Source organism: Burkholderia sp. Ed8 (assembly GCF_040761425.1).
In the GTDB taxonomy this organism is placed as follows: domain Bacteria; phylum Pseudomonadota; class Gammaproteobacteria; order Burkholderiales; family Burkholderiaceae; genus Burkholderia; species Burkholderia seminalis.
In genome coordinates this window covers 1,911,526-1,928,335 of the sequence record NZ_CP142885.1, presented here as the reverse complement: position 1 = coordinate 1,928,335, position 16,810 = coordinate 1,911,526, and the positions used below count along the sequence as shown (strand labels likewise).

16 protein-coding genes and 2 pseudogenes are annotated in these 16,810 nt (G+C 66.8%); 8 read left to right on the top strand and 10 right to left on the bottom strand.

Going from position 1 to position 16,810, the window contains the following annotated elements; translation table 11 throughout:
• Positions 1-174: 174 nt before the first annotated feature.
• From VXM69_RS08860 to VXM69_RS08850, 3 genes are read left to right on the top strand one after another with little or no spacing between them, the layout of a single operon-like run.
• Positions 175-3,054, top strand: coding sequence for a xanthine dehydrogenase family protein molybdopterin-binding subunit (locus VXM69_RS08860; protein WP_367188434.1), 2,880 nt, complete (start codon positions 175-177; stop codon positions 3,052-3,054).
• Complete coding sequence (locus tag VXM69_RS08855; protein WP_069704748.1) at positions 3,051-3,743, top strand: (2Fe-2S)-binding protein; 693 nt, start codon at positions 3,051-3,053, stop codon at positions 3,741-3,743. The genes VXM69_RS08860 and VXM69_RS08855 overlap by 4 nt, the downstream gene beginning before the upstream one ends.
• Positions 3,740-4,999 (top strand): c-type cytochrome, encoded by a 1,260-nt coding sequence (locus tag VXM69_RS08850; protein WP_367188433.1) that lies wholly within the window; start codon positions 3,740-3,742, stop codon positions 4,997-4,999. The genes VXM69_RS08855 and VXM69_RS08850 overlap by 4 nt, the downstream gene beginning before the upstream one ends.
• Before the next feature lie 85 nt (positions 5,000-5,084).
• Here VXM69_RS08850 and VXM69_RS08845 read toward each other — a convergent pair whose 3' ends face one another.
• On the bottom strand, positions 5,085-5,243 hold the full coding sequence (locus VXM69_RS08845; RefSeq protein WP_167361899.1) for a hypothetical protein: 159 nt from the start codon (positions 5,241-5,243) through the stop codon (positions 5,085-5,087).
• A 65-nt stretch (positions 5,244-5,308) separates the two neighbouring features.
• Between VXM69_RS08845 and VXM69_RS08840 the strand changes: the two genes are divergently transcribed.
• Positions 5,309-5,920: a hypothetical protein gene (locus VXM69_RS08840; protein ID WP_367188432.1), complete on the top strand. Its 612-nt coding sequence runs from the start codon at positions 5,309-5,311 to the stop codon at positions 5,918-5,920.
• A gap of 139 nt (positions 5,921-6,059) precedes the next feature.
• On the opposite strand, the gene pal is transcribed toward VXM69_RS08840, so the two are convergent.
• The 5 genes and pseudogenes from pal to VXM69_RS08815 form a co-directional block, all read right to left on the bottom strand.
• Positions 6,060-6,551 (bottom strand): peptidoglycan-associated lipoprotein Pal, encoded by a 492-nt coding sequence (gene pal, locus VXM69_RS08835; RefSeq protein ID WP_034191351.1) that lies wholly within the window; start codon positions 6,549-6,551, stop codon positions 6,060-6,062.
• A 373-nt stretch (positions 6,552-6,924) separates the two neighbouring features.
• Positions 6,925-8,136, bottom strand: a complete 1,212-nt coding sequence (locus VXM69_RS08830) for a porin (protein WP_082744611.1) — start codon at positions 8,134-8,136, stop codon at positions 6,925-6,927.
• A 239-nt stretch (positions 8,137-8,375) separates the two neighbouring features.
• Positions 8,376-8,954 carry a hypothetical protein gene (locus tag VXM69_RS08825; protein WP_367188431.1) on the bottom strand — a complete coding sequence of 193 codons (579 nt, stop codon included), beginning with the start codon at positions 8,952-8,954 and terminating at the stop codon, positions 8,376-8,378.
• A gap of 32 nt (positions 8,955-8,986) precedes the next feature.
• A pseudogene (locus tag VXM69_RS08820) lies at positions 8,987-9,094 on the bottom strand (VOC family protein); the annotation flags it as partial.
• 48 nt (positions 9,095-9,142) lie between these two features.
• A pseudogene (locus tag VXM69_RS08815) lies at positions 9,143-9,478 on the bottom strand (DUF6597 domain-containing transcriptional factor); the annotation flags it as partial.
• A 507-nt stretch (positions 9,479-9,985) separates the two neighbouring features.
• Between VXM69_RS08815 and VXM69_RS08810 the strand changes: the two are divergent.
• Positions 9,986-10,693 carry a hypothetical protein gene (locus VXM69_RS08810; protein WP_226252167.1) on the top strand — a complete coding sequence of 236 codons (708 nt, stop codon included), beginning with the start codon at positions 9,986-9,988 and terminating at the stop codon, positions 10,691-10,693.
• Between the two features lie 231 nt (positions 10,694-10,924).
• On the opposite strand, the gene VXM69_RS08805 is transcribed toward VXM69_RS08810, so the two are convergent.
• Positions 10,925-11,236 carry a hypothetical protein gene (locus tag VXM69_RS08805; RefSeq protein WP_367188430.1) on the bottom strand — a complete coding sequence of 104 codons (312 nt, stop codon included), beginning with the start codon at positions 11,234-11,236 and terminating at the stop codon, positions 10,925-10,927.
• 738 nt (positions 11,237-11,974) lie between these two features.
• Between VXM69_RS08805 and VXM69_RS08800 the strand changes: the two genes are divergently transcribed.
• Positions 11,975-12,262, top strand: coding sequence for a hypothetical protein (locus VXM69_RS08800; protein WP_080288006.1), 288 nt, complete (start codon positions 11,975-11,977; stop codon positions 12,260-12,262).
• 31 nt (positions 12,263-12,293) lie between these two features.
• Here the strand turns inward: VXM69_RS08800 and VXM69_RS08795 are convergent, their stop codons facing one another.
• The 3 genes from VXM69_RS08795 to VXM69_RS08785 all read right to left on the bottom strand — a co-directional run bounded on the left by VXM69_RS08795 (position 12,294) and on the right by VXM69_RS08785 (position 14,217).
• Complete coding sequence (locus tag VXM69_RS08795; protein WP_154233829.1) at positions 12,294-12,440, bottom strand: hypothetical protein; 147 nt, start codon at positions 12,438-12,440, stop codon at positions 12,294-12,296.
• 354 nt (positions 12,441-12,794) lie between these two features.
• Positions 12,795-13,109 (bottom strand): hypothetical protein, encoded by a 315-nt coding sequence (locus VXM69_RS08790; protein ID WP_034191355.1) that lies wholly within the window; start codon positions 13,107-13,109, stop codon positions 12,795-12,797.
• Positions 13,110-13,353: 244 nt separating this feature from the next.
• Entirely contained in the window at positions 13,354-14,217 is an 864-nt protein-coding gene (locus tag VXM69_RS08785) for an NmrA/HSCARG family protein (RefSeq protein ID WP_034191356.1), read from the bottom strand.
• A gap of 111 nt (positions 14,218-14,328) precedes the next feature.
• Here VXM69_RS08785 and VXM69_RS08780 point away from each other — a divergent pair, with 111 nt between their 5' ends.
• Together VXM69_RS08780 and VXM69_RS08775 are read left to right on the top strand one after the other, a co-directional pair.
• On the top strand, positions 14,329-15,228 hold the full coding sequence (locus tag VXM69_RS08780) for a LysR family transcriptional regulator (protein ID WP_200088405.1): 900 nt from the start codon (positions 14,329-14,331) through the stop codon (positions 15,226-15,228).
• Between the two features lie 255 nt (positions 15,229-15,483).
• Positions 15,484-16,779: an MFS transporter gene (locus tag VXM69_RS08775; protein ID WP_034191358.1), complete on the top strand. Its 1,296-nt coding sequence runs from the start codon at positions 15,484-15,486 to the stop codon at positions 16,777-16,779.
• Positions 16,780-16,810: the final 31 nt, after the last annotated feature.

Genomic DNA, 16,810 nt, shown 5'->3' with positions numbered 1-16,810 from the left:
TGTGCGCCGCGACCGCCCGCCACAGTCCGGCTGAATCCCGTTATAAGAAATTCAATAAGTATTTCATGCGGGAAATACTATAGGCGATATATCTAAAACAATGCCAGAATGCGCGCCGCTCCGAACGTCGCGACACCCGATCGCCGTCCGAGCCGCATCAGGAGGTTCCCCCCAATGAAAAACCACGGCCTGTCACGGCGGGGTTTTCTGAAAGCCAGCGTGCTGGCGGGCGTCGCGGTGTATGTCGCGCCCCTCGGCAGCCGCGCATTCGCGGCGCTCTTCGAAGAAAAACTCCTCACCCCTGTCAAATGGGATAGCGTCACCGGCATCCCCCAATTCCGCATCGACGGCATCGCGAAGGTCACGGGCGCGAAAGTGTTCGCCCGCGACGTGCGCGCCGCCGACATGCCGCACTGGCCGCAGCAGCAGTCGCATGCGCTGATCCTCCGCGTCACGCAGGCCGACCGTGCGTACGAGGGTTTCGACCTGTCGCTGCTCGGCGACGACCTGAAGCCGGACCGCGTGGTCACGGCCGACGATCTCGCGCGCGACGGCGTCGCGTTCCCGGCGTTCTACGGCGACGACATGCTGTTGCCGGCCGGCAAGACGCCCGCGTACCTCGGTCATGCGGTCGCGATCCTCATCTATCACGAATTCGCGCGCTTCCGTTTCGCGAAGAACGCGCTCAAGTTCCGCGACGACGTGATCCGCTACGGCGCGGTCACGGGCCCGCTCGAGCGCGACCCGTGGGGGACCTTCCGCTACGTGCGCGTGGGCGGCAAGACGGCCTATGACGACGATGTCTATTCGAGCCTGAAGGACGCGCCGATCTTCCCGAGCATGATGCGCAAGCACCTGCCGGTGTGGCCGGACGGCAAGGAGCACGGCAAGCTCGACGAGCAGGGCATGTTCCTGGCCGGGCAGATCGCCGGCGAGCTCGACCATCCGTCGGCCGACTGGCTCGTGTTCGAGCGCGAATACAACACACAGTCGGTCGACACGGCCGCGCTCGAACCCGACAACGCGAACTGCTGGTACGACGCCGCGACGCAGGCGCTGCACCTCGTCGTGCCGACGCAGTCGCCGCTCGAAGTGTCGGAGAACGCGGCCGCGATGGTCGCGAAATGCCGCTTCCCGGTGAAGAAGCTGTTCGTGCATCCGTGCTACACGGTCGGCTACGGCTCGAAGGATCACTTCAACGTGCCGTTCTACGGCCTTGTCTGCGCGCTGTACGCGGACGGGCGTCCGGTGCGTTTCGCGAACGATCGCTACGAGCAGTTCCAGACGTCGCTGAAGCGTCACGCGTTCAAGATGCGCTACCGGATCGCGGTCGACCGCAACACGGGCCTGCTGCAGTCGTTCAAGGGCGACTTCGAGGCGAACGGCGGCGGGCGCTCGAACTTCTCGCCGTCGGTCGCGATGGTCGGCGCCACGGCCGCGCAATCGATCTACTACTTCCCGAAGAGCGACCTCGCCGCCGTCGCGATCGCGTCGCGCGCGATCGACGCCGGCTCCGCACGCGGCTACGGCACGCTGCAGAGCATGGCCGCGACCGAGATGGCCGTCGACGAGATCGCCGCGCAGCTGAACATCGATCCGATCGATTTTCGTCTGCGCAACGCGCTGCGTTCGGGGATGAAGAACACGCAGGGGGCGATTCCCGCCGGCGCGCTGCGCGTCGACGAGGTGCTGGAGCGCGCGAGGCAGCATCCGCTGTGGACGCGTCGCGTCGCGCGCAAGGCCGAATTCGAGGCGGCGCACCCGGGCCAGCGCTACGGCGTCGGCTTCGCATGCGTGCAGAAGGATTTCGGCACGGGCGCGGAAGCGTCGTTCGCGAAGGTCGAGTTCGACGAGAACGGCAAGGTGTCGCTGCAGCACACGGCGGCCGAGATCGGCACCGGGATGTCGACGTCGCAGGCCGTCGCGGTCGCGAAATGGCTCGGTCGTCCGGCGACGGACGTGCGTGTGGCCGTGACCGAATGGCCGGACCTGCCGGTCGAGACGAGCGGCGGTCCGTACCTGATGTCGCAGGCCGACCAGGATCGCCTGAGCGCGAACCCGCGCTGGTCGCCGGGCTACGCGTCGCCGTCGAGCGCGACGAACTCGGCGTACTACTTCACGCACAGCACGCGCGAAGCCGCACGTGCGGTGTTCCGCTACGGCCTGTGGCCGGCCGCGATGTCGATCTGGACGCGCGGCCTCGGCGGCGGCCAGGCCGCGCCGTACACGATTCGTATAGAGGACGCGCGCTGGGTCGACGGCAAGCTGACCGCCGACGGCCTCGAGCCGCTGACGTTCGAACAGCTCGCGAAGCAGGCGCATGCGCTCGGCCTGCCGACCGGCGCCGTCGTGCACGTGTTCAATCGCTGGCAGTGGACCGATGCCGAGTTCGAAGTGGGTGGCACGGTTGAACGTCTGCCGATCGACGGGCTGTCGCTGCGTGTCGGCGCGCCGAAGACGGGCGCCGACAGCGGCCCGGTGCCGGGCACCGCCGCGCCGGCCGGCGCGACCGCGATGCACGGCACGCTGGCGCCGACGGCGAACGGTTATCGCGTGCTGGACCGCAAGCGCGTGTTCATCCCGCCGACGAGCCGCAACAACGCGGCCGTCACGTACTACACGGCGGTCGGCACGCTCGTCGAGCTGGCCGTGCATGAAGCGACCGGCAAGGTCGAGCTGCTCACGCACCACTCGATCATGGAATGCGGCAACCAGATCTCGCCGCAGCTCGTGTCGGGCCAGTTGCAGGGCGGCCTCGCGATGGGCATCGGCCATGCGCTGCACGAGTACCTGCCGCTCTACGAGGACGGCCCCGGCAACGGCACGTGGAACTTCAACCGCTATCAGTTGCCGCGCGCGTCGGACGTCGCCGTGTGGACGCAAACGGGCGACGTGCTGCCGCCGCTGTCCGAGACCGATCCGCCGAAGGGCGTCGCGGAAGTGGTGATGATTCCCGTCGTCGGCGCGATCGTGAACGGCATCGCGCACGCGATCGGCCATCGTTTCACCGACCTGCCGGTGACCCCGCAAAAGATTCAGGAGGTGCTCGCATGACGACCGCCCAAACCGCGGCTTCGGCCGCGAGCGCCGGCGCGGCTGCGACCGGCGCTTCCGCACCGGCCGCGGCTTCGGCCGCACCGGCATCCGTTGCCGCCGCGCCGGCTGCGCCGGCCGCCGTCGAGCGGCCGCTCGTCCGGTTCCAGCAGAAGCCGCTGTCGGTCAATATCAACGGCAAGTCCGTCGGCCCGATGCAGGTGCCGGAAGGGCTGATGATGATCGAGTTCCTGCACGAGTACGCGGGTCTCACCGGTTCGCGGCTCGGCTGCGGGCAGGGCATTTGCCACGCATGCGTCGTGATCGTCGACAAGCCGGACGGCACCAGCGAGGAGATGCGCACCTGCATCACCGGCGCGCACTTCTTCCACGGCCGTTCGATCCGCACGATCGAAGGCCACGCGAAGCGCAACGAAGCCGGCGAAGTGGTCGAGCTGTCGCCGGTCCAGCAGAAATTCCTGGAGCACTTCAGCTTCCAGTGCGGCTACTGCACGCCGGGCTTCGTCAACGCGGCGACCGTGCTGATCGAACGCCTGAAGCGCGAGCCGATCGCGAAGGCCGACGTCGAGCGCACGATCACCGAGGCGCTCGACGCGCACATCTGCCGCTGCACGGGCTATGTCCGTTACTACGAAGCCGTCAAGGACGTGGTGCTGACGACGCCGGGACTCGTGAAGGACGCCGCATGAAACGCACATTCGCTTTTCGTGTCGTGCGGGCCGCGGGCCTGCCCGCGCTCGCGGCGGCCTGCGCGCTGCTGCTCGCGGCGTGCGGCGGCCACGACACGCCGGTCCCGAGCGCGGCTACCGGCGCGCCCGGCGCCGACCAGGTCGCGCGCGGCCGCTATCTCGTCAAGGCCGCCGACTGCGCGGCGTGCCACACCGCGAAGGACGGCGCGCCGTTCGCCGGCGGCGCGGCGCTCGAATCGCCGTTCGGCACGTTCTACGGCTCGAACATCACGCCCGACAAGGATCACGGGATCGGCAGCTGGAGCGCGGACGATTTCTACGCCGCGCTGCACGACGGCAAGGCGCCCGGCAAGCGCCTGTATCCGTCGATGCCGTACACGTCGTACCGGCAGCTCACGCGCGCCGATGCCGATGCGATGTACGCGTACCTGATGACGGTCAAGCCCGTCGCGCAGGAAAACCGCGCGCACGACCTGAAGTTCCCGTACAACCTGCGCTTCGGCATGGTCTTCTGGGACATGGTGTTCCTGAAGGACAGCCTGCCGGACGCGTCGGTCGGGCAATCCGCCGACTGGCAGCGCGGTCGCTATCTCGCGGGCGCGCTCGGCCACTGCGCGGAATGCCATACGCCGCGTGCGTTCACGGGCCAGCTCGACGGTGCGAAGCCGTTCGCCGGCGCGGCGCTCGGCCGCGTGGCCGCGCCCGACATCACGCCGGCCGGCCTTGCCGCGCGCGGCTGGACGGGCACCGACCTGCAGACGTTCTTCGGCGTCGGCATCGCGCCGCAAGGCTCGGCGTTCGGCGAGATGTATCCGGTCGTGCACCTGAGCACGCAATACATGACGAAGGACGACCTGCGCGCGCTGTCGGTGTACCTGCTCGGCGATACGCCGCCTGCGCCGCAACCGGTGAAGCCGGTGTCCGCCGATGCCGCGCAGCTTGCGGCGGGCCGCTCGGTGTATCTGGCGGTCTGCGCGGGGTGCCACGGCTTCAACGGCGAAGGCAAGCCGCACGTCGCGGTGCCGATGAACGGCAACTCGACGGTGCGCCAGGGCGATCCGCGCAACCTGCTGGTCGCGATGCTCGACGGCATCGACGAGCAGAAGTTCGCCGGCTTCGAAAACCTGCAGGCGATGCCGGGCTTCGCGCGTACGCTCAGCGACGACGAGCTCGCGCAGCTCGCGAACTACCTGCGCGCGACGTGGGGCGGCCAGCCCGCGAGCGTCACGCCGGCCGACGTGAAGGCGATGCGTTAAGTCGTGCCCGGGGCGGGGCATCGTGCGCGAGGCAGCCGGTTTCCGGCGCTCGCGCGCGATGCCCCGCCCCTTTTCCGGCGGCGTTTCAATAACCGCCGCCGCCGCCCCCTCCGCTTCCTCCCGAGCCGCCATAGCGGCTCATGCCGGGTCCTTGCGACACGCCGCTGCCCGACGACGTACATCCCGCCGACAGGACAAGCATCAGCGCCGCGATCAGCATCGCGGCCAAGGTTGCCGATTTCATCGCGATCTCCTTGCAGCGCGCAGGCTGCCGGACAGGCCGGTTCGCATGAACCACGCGTCTGCGCGATGACGAAACGCGTCGGGCGGGGCGTTTATTCCATGGTTTTTGCCTATCGCCGTGCGCGAAGCGGCCGGATCGACGGCGGCGGGCGTCGCCTTGGTACACTCCGGCACGCCGCCATTCCGATTCCGACTACAAGAACCATGAGTGCTACCGTCGAGCGCCCGCCGCGCCATTCCTCGCGCCTGTCCCGCCGTGCCGTATTCGGCTGTCTGTCGTTTGCCATCGGCGGCCCGCTGGTCGCGTCGCTCGTCTGGCCGGCGGTGATGCTGATCGCATGGTCGCTGATCGACGGCCCGTCATGGCACGTGCTGACAGTCAGCGCCGGCATGGTGCCGCTGATTTTCTTCGCGTCGTTCGTGTTCGGCTACTTCCTGCCGGCGATGGCGACCGGCGGCATCATGGGCGCGATCGGCCCACAGGTCCGGCGGCGCTGGTTCGTGTTGCTGGGCACGATCGTGGGCGCCGGCGCGATGATCGGTTATGTCCTGCTCGTGGCCTGGATGATCAAGGCCGACAAGGTGGGCGACATCAACGCGATCGCGACGCTCGATGCGATCGTGACGTCGGCGGTGATGTCGCACTGGCTGCACCGGCGGCTCGAACGGCGGCGTTGAAGGCGACGTGCCGCGCGACGGGCGCCTGCGCGGTGACGCGCATGAGCCGGGCAAGCCGGACGGCACCACGCGGCCGCGACTGCGGCCGGCGGCGTGCGTTGCCTTCGCTTGGCGCGAATGCCGCCCGCGCGGCGGTGGATCAACGATAGACGAGATCGGCGCGGCGGTTCTGCGCCCACGCATCCTCGTCGTGACCGAGCGCGACCGGCTTTTCCTTGCCGAGGCTGACGGCCTCGAGCTGCGTGGCCGGGACGCCGAGCGTCTGGAGCGCGCTGAACACGGCCTGCGACCGGCGCTGGCCGAGCGCGAGGTTGTATTCGGACGTGCCGCGTTCGTCGGTGTTGCCCTGGATCAGCACGCGGCGCGCGGGATGGCTGCGCAGGTAGTCGGCGTGCGCCTGCAGCAGCGACTGGAACTCGGGCTTCACGGTGTACTGGTCGAAATCGAAGTAGATGCTGCGCTTGGCAAGCGGGCCGTTCGGATTGTCGAGCTCGTCGGCAGACACCGTCGCGACGGCTTCGCTCGAAGGCGTGGGCGCCGCGCCGGCATTCTCGGGCGTTTTCGCCGCGTTGTGGCAACCCGCCAGCAGTACGAAAATTGACAGGACCGCAAATCGGTTCATTTTGCTCATCGTTCGTCTCCAGCGGTTGACTGCGTTGAAAGCGCGGCGCGTGCGGGCTGCACGCAGCTGTCCGGCCGCCATGGCGCGAAAGGGTCGGCTTCGTCGACGTGATGCAGGTTCGTAAGCCGGTGGTGCGCCAGATGAAAGAGTGTTGCGGCCGGAACGCCGAAATACGGCGTCGCTGCAAACAGATTAGGAAAAATGTCACATCGTGACCAGTTTCTTCGCATTTTTTGCGCAAACGCGACAGTCGGGCGGCATTCCTGTTCCCGCCCGCCGCGCGCGGTGAGCCGAGCCACAGCGATCAGGTCGCGCTTTTGTGCGGCCTGATCGCGCGGCTCACGGCGATCGGGCGTGCGGGATGCCGTCCGCCGCCGCCTCGTCAGAACTTGTGCCGCAGCCCCAGCGCGACGACCACCTGGTTGCTGTTCGCCGATGGCGTCAGCGTCCAGACGGTCGCATTGAACGCCGGATTGCCGTTACCGCCGCTCACGCTCTGGTAGACGCCTTCGAGATAGGCGTCCGTGCGCTTCGACAGCGCATAGTCGGCCTGAGCGACGACCTGGTTCCATTTCGGGCGCGTCTGGCCCGTGCGTGTGTCGAAGCGGCCCATCGTGTACGTGTATGCGGCGGCGACGCTCAGCGCACGCGTGACGAAGTAGCGGCCGTCGACCGTGAAGTTGTCGAACACCAGCGATTCTCCCTTCAGCGGTGCGATGTTGCTGCCCTGAAGCACGCCCGTCACGCCGTCGGTGGTCGAGTGCGACCACGCGGCGCCGACCGAGTGCGGCCCGAACGCATAACGTCCGGCCATCGCCCAGATCTGCTGGTTGCCGCCCGTGATCGTCGCCGAGCCGTCGGCCGTGCTCAGTGCGCCGTCCGGGTTCGGCGCATTGCGGTCGCGGCTGATCTTCAGGTAGCCGGCGCCGAGCTTCAACGGCCCGTTCGCATACGACACCCCCGCGCTCCATGCCGCGTTGTTGGAGAACTGGCCGGCCGTGTTCGAGAAGCCGAACATCGCGCCGAACGTCAGCCCGCGGTACGTCGGGCTCGTGTACTTCACCGCGTTGTTGATGCGGATGTTGCGGTTCGAATCGTCGTTGTCGTACGGGTGGACCGCGAGGTTGCCGCCCCAGCCGGGGCCGGACGCGCCGAGCGGCGTCACGAAGTCGAGAATCAGGTCGTACTGGCGGCCGAAGGTGAACGTGCCGGCCGTCTTCGAACTCACGCCGACCCAGGCCTGACGGCCGAACAGGTCGACGCCTTTCTGCGACAGCTTGCCGTTCGTGCCCGAGAAGCCGTTCTCGAGCGCGAAGACCGCGGCCATCCCGCCGCCGAGGTCCTCGCGGCCACGCAGCCCCCAGCGCGATGCGTTCAGTGCGCCGCTCGTCAGCGCGACGGTGCCGCTGCCGGGCGATCCCGCGCCCTGCGTGCGCTGGTTGGTCGCGTAGGTGATCGACGTATCGATCAGGCCGTACAGCGTCACGCTGCTCTGGGCGTGCGCGATGCCCGGTGCGATGCCGGTCAGGCAGGCGGCAATGACGGTCCCCGCGACGCATGCGCCGGCATGCTTGTTCATCTGGTAGGAGTGCATAGGAGTTTTTATCGTTGATCCGGCGCGATGGCCGGCGGGTCGCATCGGCGTACCGGCCGACGGATCGAGCGGCCATTATTGGAGATCGTGCGGCCGTCGATTAAGGCGTTGCACAGGAAAGGTCCTCTGCGAAATCGAATGGAATCTCGGGGGCGGCTGCGGGGATTCAGGCCGGAGCGGGACGTGTGTCGCGGCGTCCGGCGGTTCGAGCCGGGGGCGCGTGATCGTTCGTCGAACGCTTAACGGCGGGCCATCGCCAGCGCGGTGTCGAGGCCGCCATTCCGATACGCGGCCCGCACGGCGCTCGCCCGGGCTTCGAGCGCGTCGGGCGTGAGTCCGCGTCGCAGCCGGACGGTGACGCGCGGCAACGCGGCGAGCTGGTTGCGCAACTGCACGATCGATCGGCAGCAACGGAAGGCCGACGATCGCGCATCGGGGCACGACGCGGCCTCGGCAAGCTCGCCTGCCCATTCGACACCGCGATGGCGCCTGGCTTCGTCCAGATGCGGCAGATAGCGCGCGTCACCCGATAGCGCGATCAGCAGGGCTGCCCAGTGCGCGCCGCGCCATCCGAGCGGCATGTCGCCCGTCAGGTCGGCCGGCAGCGTGTCGTCGAGCACGGACAGGCTTTGCCGGCACAGGGAGTGGAAGTCGAGCGGCCGATAGCGAACCCGCGGGTAGTCGCGCAGCACATGCCCGAGTTCGTAGCCGGCATCGACGGCAGCAGCCAGGAACGATTCGGCCGGCGCAGGGCGGTTCAAGTGCAACGTCGGCACGCACAGGAAAAACCGGCTGATGTCGCCGGGGTGGCAGTGCATCGCGAATGTCGGGCGGGGGCGGCGCAAACCTGCTACTGATCGCCCGACAGCAGCGCGGTGTAACGCCGCTGCATTTCGTCGGGTTCGACCGCTTCGATCGTCTGTCCGATCAATCAGTCGTAACCGAACGGGTCGCGTAGGCCGGAAGCGGCGGCGCCCCACAAATCGTCGAGCGACAGGTGCAGGCCGTAGAGAGCCGATGCCGGTACACCGGTGACGAGCCGGACCGCGCCCGGCCGAATCAGCGCGCCGACGGTCGGTACCGGAACGGCGACGTCCTTGATATACGGGGCCGCCCGTGGGCCGCCGATCACGGCGACGCCGATCGTTCGGCCGGTCTGGTCGGCGGCGTGATCGAAGAGGCGCAACGGATCCGCGTCGAGCCGGATCGCGAGGTGGACCGCGCCGGTCGGCAGCACGCGCTCGCGGCAATGTTCGTTTCGGATCGGAAACGGCGGATACGAGGCCCACACCGAGTCGATGAAGCGCCGCAGATATCCGCCGGGGCGGCGGCTGAGGATCATGGGTTCCCGTGATCGTCGGCGGCACGGCGCGCGGGATGCGCGGCCAAGCCGTTCGGTGCTGATCACGCGGATTCTACTGCGGATGGCGGATGGACGCCGACGTTGTCGGCGTTGCCGGGAGGCATGGATTGACGCCATCGGCGGGAGGCGCGCCGCGGATGCGACGGCGCCTGCGGACGGAGGAAGCCGCGGGTTCGGGCTTGATGCCAGACCGTTCGCGGGAATGTCAGTGCCGCTCGACGAACGGCGGATGCCCATGCGCCCGCGATCCCGAGGCCGGAATCCACCAGGACGAGACGCAAATCCACCGGGAACGGCGAGGGGGCGGGGCAGAATAGGGCGAGCGCGGCGACTGCCGCGCCGGCGTCGGCAGATCGCCGGTTCACGACAATTCCACTACTCTTCACTGCGTTCCCGATGCCCAATATCTTGCGTCGACCCCGGTCGGCACCACGAACGACGGCGAGCGTCGCATTCGTCGCCAGCCTGCTCACCGGATGCGCTGCCGTGACTTCGTCCGCTCCGGCCGATCCTCAGCAGCAGTTCGTTGCCCAGCAGCGAAACGACAACATGCGGTACCTCGATAGCCTCGCGGCGTACAAGCCGTTGTTCGAGAATCCCGGCGGCTATAGTCGCGCGCAAGTGCTGGAAAAGTACGACGCGATGCTCTATCAATACTCGGTCGCCGCGGTGAGCTGGGTGCGCGCGATGTATCCTGCCGCCCGGCAAACGCTGCCGCCCGCTCTTCAGCCGTTGCCCGCGCCGTCCGGGCCGCTCGGTATCGCGGACGTGAACCGGCACTACGAGCATGCGCTCGGCATGAACGTCGGCATGTGGGAGATCAGCATGGCCGCGGATTTCGGCAAGCCGTCGAAACTGGCGGTGCCGAGATATGACGGTCCGGTGCTCTTCATGCCGGTTGCGCCGCCTTTCCCGCCGCTTCAGGATGTTCGCGATCCGCAGTTCGCACGGCTGGTGACCATGACGAAGAAAGTGGATGCCGAGCAGAAGGCGGACCTCGCTCGACAACGTGCGGAGACCGCGAAACAGATGGCGGAGACCGCCGCGAGGCACGCGGCAAACCATCCCCCGGGACCGAATCCGCTCGACTCGATCGATCCGCGGACCGGATTGCCGTATCCGCAGCCGCAGGTAGAGACCCAGCGCTGGTGCACGATGATGGGCAATGGCGTTGGCGGGCGGGTGCCGTGTTGACGCGCGGGGACAAGCGGATGTGAGCGGTCGACTGGAATCGATCAAGCTCGCGCATGCTCGAGGTGATGACGAAATGGGTCAAAAGTCGCCGGTCGCGCACCGGAGGGCGACGCCCGGGCGATTTCACGAATCGTCGCTCGTGGCGTCGTGGATCAAGGCATACCTGACTTCGGGCCGCAGCGAGTGATCGACCAGCCGCTGGCACGGCGCGTGAGCGCCGGCAAACCGCTGTCACCGGTGCTTCATTTCCTCGGCTTCCACCGCGGCGAGCCGTTCCTCGCTTGCAGAAACGGATTCCATGGCTTCGTCGATCGATGCCAATGCAAACTCGCAGGCCAGTTTCGTTTCCTCGAAGGTACGCTCCGGCGCATCATCGTCGCTTGGCGGAGGGGCAAGCATGTCTCCGAGCATCATTGCCAGCTCGGGGGTATCCCATTGCTCGCCCCTTTGCTTTTTCCGCTTGATATAGTGCCGGATTTCCGTGTCCTGCTCCGGCGAGAGTGGGAGATGTCGAAACGTGTTGCTTGGGCTGGCGTCGATCATGATGTTGCTCCCGAGTTTGAAGTCGGCGGGTGACGAAACAGGGGCCTATTTGCCGCAGCGCGCCCCTTGAATTCCCGCGAGGCGCCCTAGCAGCTCGTCCACTTGGAGTTCAAGGACCTTGTTTCGATCAGATTGCCTGCGGAGTTTGTCGAGCCTGACTCGCCAATATGCAGGATCGCTTACAGACGATTTGTTGATGAAGGCGTGCTGTGCTCGTTCAAGCAGCCCGATGGCTCGCCTGATATGGACCAGCTCGCGTTCCACATCGCAGTACCAGTTCATGTTCGCCGCCTTTTGATTAAGATTTGCATCTCGACTTGATGCCCGGCGAGAACACGTGGATTCCGAAAAGCGGTACAAGAACCGGTTCTGTGCGGTGCAGCTGCCGCACGGCGCGACGAGTTGAAGAGATTGGGAAATACGGTGCCCAAGCCATGGCAAGGCCCAAGCTGGAGGGGGGAGTCGGCGGTTCGCGCATACGGCCCGGATGAACCCATCATACGCGTATCGCCGGGCGCGCAACCGTTTTATTTCGGCCGCGACGAGGCGTGCGGGCTCGATGTTTTCTCATCACGTCGAGAGGCGACCGGGCAGCTTCGGCTCGATGTCACGGGCACGCCAGAGCGCGACCATCGCGCGGCGGGCGCGGGTACCTGCAGTCGGCGCGCTTCGAAAATCTGCGTCACCCTGCGCTACCTGTTCCGTGTATAGTGGGTCTCCCCTTGTGGAGTCACCAACATGCCGACATATCCGCTTCTTCTCTACAAGGGGTACGAACTTCATCCTCTTGTCTTCGCCCGCACGTTCATCCGCTTCGACAGGCATTCGCGTTATGCCGAAGGGTATGACATTGCGGTGCGCATATGCCGTCCGTCCTCGATAGCAAGCTCCCCCGCAAGCCGCGTTTTCCGGCTGAACCAGCCGCACACGTTCTCCGATTTCGGAGTGGCACGGCGTGCGGCACGACAGCAAGGCAAGGACATCATCGACGGGAAGGTGAGCGGGGCTTCGGTCGTGGATTTCTGAAAGCGGTCTTTCCCCGTTCTCCCGGACGGGTTCACTCGCCCGTCATACGTCGCTCGAACTGAGCCGGGCTGACGAAGTTCGGCGTCGACCGTCGACGGTGCGGATGGCGGAAGCGCTCGATGTAGTCGAATACACCGGCACGCGCTGCGTCACGCGCGCGATAGACGCGTCGGTTCATGCGCCCGATCTTCGGGGTGCTAACAAACCGCCCACGGCGGCATTGCCCCGGCAACCGCGTCGACGGTTCGTGCTACAGGTAATGGCCGCTTGCCCGAGTAGCGACCGGAAGCCTTGACGGGTGTACCGGGCGGATTCAAACGGTCGTCGCCACACTCAATCGTCGAACTGATTTCGGGTACGCGTCCGGCGCTTCCGCCGGTGTCTTCGGGCATCGCGATCGCGCGTCGATTCAGGCCAACGAGCAAGCCGCCCGTCCCAACGCGCGGTATTCGGCAACATTGGCTGGATATCCGGACGGGCCGGGCGCCAGAGCAGACAAGACGCTCCCGTCGGTTTCCGCGCCGGCCGCCTTTTACGCGTCTTTCAGCCAGGGCATTTCGACGGGCGACACGACCAGTTGCCGGAATTCGCGCTTCAGATCGAAGATGAACCCGACCAGGATCATGGATTCGGCGTAGGGAATCGGAAAGACCTGCGGATTTTCCGGCGTCCGCAGGGGACGCTCGGGCGTGTCCGCTGTCGCCGCGGCGTTCTCGCGCACGCTTTCCAGTTCGTCCGCCATGGGGAAGCCACCGACTTCCAGCACACGGCTGCGCAGATCGCTGAAGGGCTCGACGCGCGCAGCGTCTTCGTGATATTCGGGCACTTCGTAAACGAACCAGGACATTGTCGTCTCCCATGAGAAGGGGCGCTATTCTAACGCCGCGCGACGATCCGGCGAAGATCGGTCATGTCGTGCGATGGCCGCGGGTGCCGCGAGACAGTCCGGCAGAGGCGATTTCTGACGAGGCGGGCCGCTGCCGAGGCGCCGACAGCATGGCGGTCGCGGGGAACCGGCCCGGCACGGCGACCGGTTCCCCGCGTGCAACAGCTCGCACGGCCGCACGGAGCTTGAAGGCCCGGTATCGCGCTCAGCGGACGAGGGCTGCCGCGAAGTCGCGATACGTCCGCAGCGGGCGGCCGAGGATCGCGGTCAGCCGCTCGACATCGCCTGCTTCCGGCACCATGCCGTCGCTGACGTACCGCTCGGCCATCAGCCGCATTTCGTAGGCCATCCATTTCGGCATGAACTGCGCGAAGTTGTGTTCGAACGGGGAGGGATCGTCGCCGCCGTAGGCAATCGGGCGGCCGAGCGTGTCCGACCAGACGGCCGCCAGTTGCGGGCCCGTCAGCGTGTCCGGCCCGACCAGGTTGAGCGTCTCGACCGGCAGCTTGCCGGGCGCGTCGTGGCGGCGGATCAGTTCGAGTGCCGCCACTTCCGCGATGTCGCGCACGTCGACCATCGCGACGCCCTTGCTGCCGATCGGGATCGGGTAGATGCCGTGCTCGACGATCACGTCCTTGACCATCGATTCGTTATCCATGAAATACGCCGGCCGCAGGATCGTCGCGCTGAAGCCCATCTGCTCGATCATCCGCTCGGCGCCGGATTTCACCGCGAAGTGCGGCACGTTCACGAAACGGTCGGCGTGCAGGACGGACAGATAGACGACGCGCTCGATCCCCGATTCGCGGGCGAGGTTCAGCGCGATCAGCGCCTGTGTGAATTCGTCGCCCGCTACGCCGTTGAGCAGAAACAGCGTGCGTACGCCGGAGAAGGCCGTGCGAAGCGCGTCGATGTCGAGCATGTCGCCCTGCGCGACGGTTACCGCGGCGGGGAAGTCGGCTCGGGACGGATCGCGTACCAGCACGCGCACGTCGACGCCGCGATCGACGAGTTGACGGACGACCTGGCGGCCCACACGGCCGGTGGCGCCGGTTACGAGAATGGTCATGATGTTCGCTCCTGGAATTTCGGTTGGGTTGACCTGCCCACGTAAGGTAGGTGATCCACAAACGATCCGGAAGGTGTGGTAAATAGACGTATCGTCTCACTGGTGGAACACATGGACCTCCTTGCGCTCGCCGATTTCAATCTCGTCGCCCGTCATGGCAGCTTCGGCGAAGCCGCGCGGGTGGCGGGGCGCCCGAAGGCGACGCTGTCGCGCCGCGTCGCGGAGCTGGAGAACAGTCTGTCGCTGCGCCTGTTCGAGCGCGGCTCGCGCGGCGTGAAGCTCACGCAGGAAGGGCGCGCGCTCTACGAGCGGACGGGCACGCTGCTCGCGGAGCTCGCGGACAGCGCGTCGGCGATTGCGTCGGGGAGCGAGCGGCCGCGCGGCCGGCTGCGCATCAGCGCGCCGATGCTTTTTTCCCAGTTCGCGATGGGGAAGCTGGTGGCGACGTTCGCGCTGAAATACCCGGAGATCCGGCTCGAGGTGACGACGGAAGACCGGCCCGTCGACATGATCGAGGAAGGGTACGACCTCGTGATCCGCGTGAACCCGGACCCCGACGAAAGCCTGATCGGGCGCGTGTTCCTGCGCGACCGGCTCGTCGTCGTCGCGAGGCCCGAGCTGGCGCGGCCCACCGGCGAGGCACCCGTACCGGCCGTCGTGCGCGGGGGCGACGGCCGGCGCACCGCATGGGACGTCACGGGGCCCGCCGGAGCATCACGCATCGCGATCGAGCCCGTGGCCCGGCTGTCGTCGGTGGCCATGGTGCGCGACACGGTACGTCTGGGACTGGGCGCGGCTTGCCTCCCGGTATCGCTCGTGAGCGGCGATCTGGCCGCCGGCACGCTCGTCATCTGGGGCGACGTACCGGGCCCCGAAATCGCGCTGTGGGCGCTGTATCCGTCCCGGCGATTGCTGAGCGTCCGCGTTTCCGCATTTCTCGATCACCTGAAGGATGCGTTCCCGTCCGGAAAGCCGGAAGAACTGGCTGCCTATACCGAACCGGCGCGGTGAAACGGCGCCGGCCTCGGCTCGCACGCCTTGCCGCACGAGGCGAGCGAGGGATCGTGACGTCCCGCCTCCGTGCGGCGCGACGTTCGGCGGACAGGCGCTGACCGAAACCGGCGAGGCCACGCCGATTGATAACCTTGTTGCATCAATCCTTCCAAAAATCGCACTTATCGTTTGATCGATGCCGGGCGAACATTCGACAAAACGACAATCCACCATCCCCTCCCGCGTATTTCAGGTTTTTCAGGAGACACCCAGATGCACCCCTCGTCCAGCCTTCCGGCCGAACGTTCGAAGGCCGCTGCGATCTTTCGCGTCACGGCCGGCAATTTTCTCGAGCAGTTCGACTTCTTCCTGTTCGGCTTTTACGCCACGCAGATCGCCAATGTCTTCTTTCCCGCGCAAAGCGAGTTCGCGTCGTTGATGATGACCTTCGCCGTGTTCGGCGCCGGCTTCCTGATGCGGCCGCTGGGCGCCATCGTGCTGGGCGCGTACATCGACGAGGTCGGCCGCCGCAAGGGCCTGATCGTCACGCTGTCGATCATGGCCAGCGGCACCATCCTGATCGCGTTCGTGCCGGGCTACGCGACGATCGGCCTGCTGGCGCCCGCGCTCGTGCTGATCGGGCGGCTGCTGCAGGGCTTCTCCGCGGGTGCCGAGCTGGGCGGCGTATCGGTCTATCTCGCCGAGCTGGCGACGCCCGGCCGCAAGGGCTTCTTCACGAGCTGGCAGTCGGCCAGCCAGCAGGTCGCGATCGTCGTCGCGGCGGGCCTGGGCTTCGCGCTCAACCAGTGGCTGAGCGCATCGGCGATCGCATCGTGGGGATGGCGCGTGCCGTTCTTCGTCGGCTGCATGATCGTCCCGTTCATCTTCATGCTGCGCCGCAACCTGGAGGAAACCCAGGAGTTCAAGGCTCGCAAGCATCGTCCGGGCATGAAGGAAGTGTTCGGTACGCTGGTCCAGAACTGGGGCATCGTGATCGCCGGCATGATGCTGGTCGCGATGACCACCACGAGCTTCTACCTGATCACGGTGTACGCGCCGACCTTCGGCAAGACGGTGCTGCATCTGAGCACCGCCGACAGCCTGCTCGTGACGCTTTGCGTCGGTGTGTCGAATTTCGTATGGCTGCCGATCGGCGGTGCGCTGTCCGACCGGATCGGCCGCCGTCCGCTGCTGGTCGGCATGACGATGCTCACCGTCGTGACCGCCTACCCGGCGCTCTCGCTGCTGGCTCACGCGCCGTCGTTCGTCAACATGCTGCTCGTCCTGCTCTGGCTCTCGTTCATGTACGGGATCTACAACGGTGCGATGGTCGTCGCGCTCACCGAAGTGATGCCGGTGCAGGTGCGCGTCGCGGGCTTCTCGCTCGCCTACAGCCTTGCGACGGCCGTATTCGGCGGCTTCACGCCGGCCATCTCGACCGCGCTCATCCACATGACGGGCGACAAGGCCGCGCCGGGCTACTGGATGAGCTTCGCCGCGGTGTGCGCGCTGCTTGCGACTTTCGCGCTCTATCGTCACCGCACGGCGACGCTCACGCCGGCGCATTGATGTCCGGCCCATCCGGAACTTCACTCACACA

What these genes read in the sequence shown, in the direction of transcription:
- VXM69_RS08845 (WP_167361899.1), bottom strand. Translation starts at nt 5,243, where the DNA reads ATGAAATCGGCAACCTTGGCCGCGATGCTGATCGCGGCGCTGATGCTT.
- VXM69_RS08855 (WP_069704748.1), top strand. Translation starts at nt 3,051, where the DNA reads ATGACGACCGCCCAAACCGCGGCTTCGGCCGCGAGCGCCGGCGCGGCT.
- VXM69_RS08790 (WP_034191355.1), bottom strand. Translation starts at nt 13,109, where the DNA reads ATGTCCTGGTTCGTTTACGAAGTGCCCGAATATCACGAAGACGCTGCG.
- VXM69_RS08780 (WP_200088405.1), top strand. Translation starts at nt 14,329, where the DNA reads ATGGACCTCCTTGCGCTCGCCGATTTCAATCTCGTCGCCCGTCATGGC.
- VXM69_RS08795 (WP_154233829.1), bottom strand. Translation starts at nt 12,440, where the DNA reads ATGAACCGACGCGTCTATCGCGCGCGTGACGCAGCGCGTGCCGGTGTA.
- pal (WP_034191351.1), bottom strand. Translation starts at nt 6,551, where the DNA reads ATGAGCAAAATGAACCGATTTGCGGTCCTGTCAATTTTCGTACTGCTG.
- VXM69_RS08800 (WP_080288006.1), top strand. Translation starts at nt 11,975, where the DNA reads ATGCCGACATATCCGCTTCTTCTCTACAAGGGGTACGAACTTCATCCT.
- VXM69_RS08840 (WP_367188432.1), top strand. Translation starts at nt 5,309, where the DNA reads ATGACGAAACGCGTCGGGCGGGGCGTTTATTCCATGGTTTTTGCCTAT.
- VXM69_RS08830 (WP_082744611.1), bottom strand. Translation starts at nt 8,136, where the DNA reads ATGCACTCCTACCAGATGAACAAGCATGCCGGCGCATGCGTCGCGGGG.
- VXM69_RS08825 (WP_367188431.1), bottom strand. Translation starts at nt 8,954, where the DNA reads ATGCACTGCCACCCCGGCGACATCAGCCGGTTTTTCCTGTGCGTGCCG.
- VXM69_RS08850 (WP_367188433.1), top strand. Translation starts at nt 3,740, where the DNA reads ATGAAACGCACATTCGCTTTTCGTGTCGTGCGGGCCGCGGGCCTGCCC.
- VXM69_RS08860 (WP_367188434.1), top strand. Translation starts at nt 175, where the DNA reads ATGAAAAACCACGGCCTGTCACGGCGGGGTTTTCTGAAAGCCAGCGTG.
- VXM69_RS08785 (WP_034191356.1), bottom strand. Translation starts at nt 14,217, where the DNA reads ATGACCATTCTCGTAACCGGCGCCACCGGCCGTGTGGGCCGCCAGGTC.
- VXM69_RS08805 (WP_367188430.1), bottom strand. Translation starts at nt 11,236, where the DNA reads ATGATCGACGCCAGCCCAAGCAACACGTTTCGACATCTCCCACTCTCG.
- VXM69_RS08775 (WP_034191358.1), top strand. Translation starts at nt 15,484, where the DNA reads ATGCACCCCTCGTCCAGCCTTCCGGCCGAACGTTCGAAGGCCGCTGCG.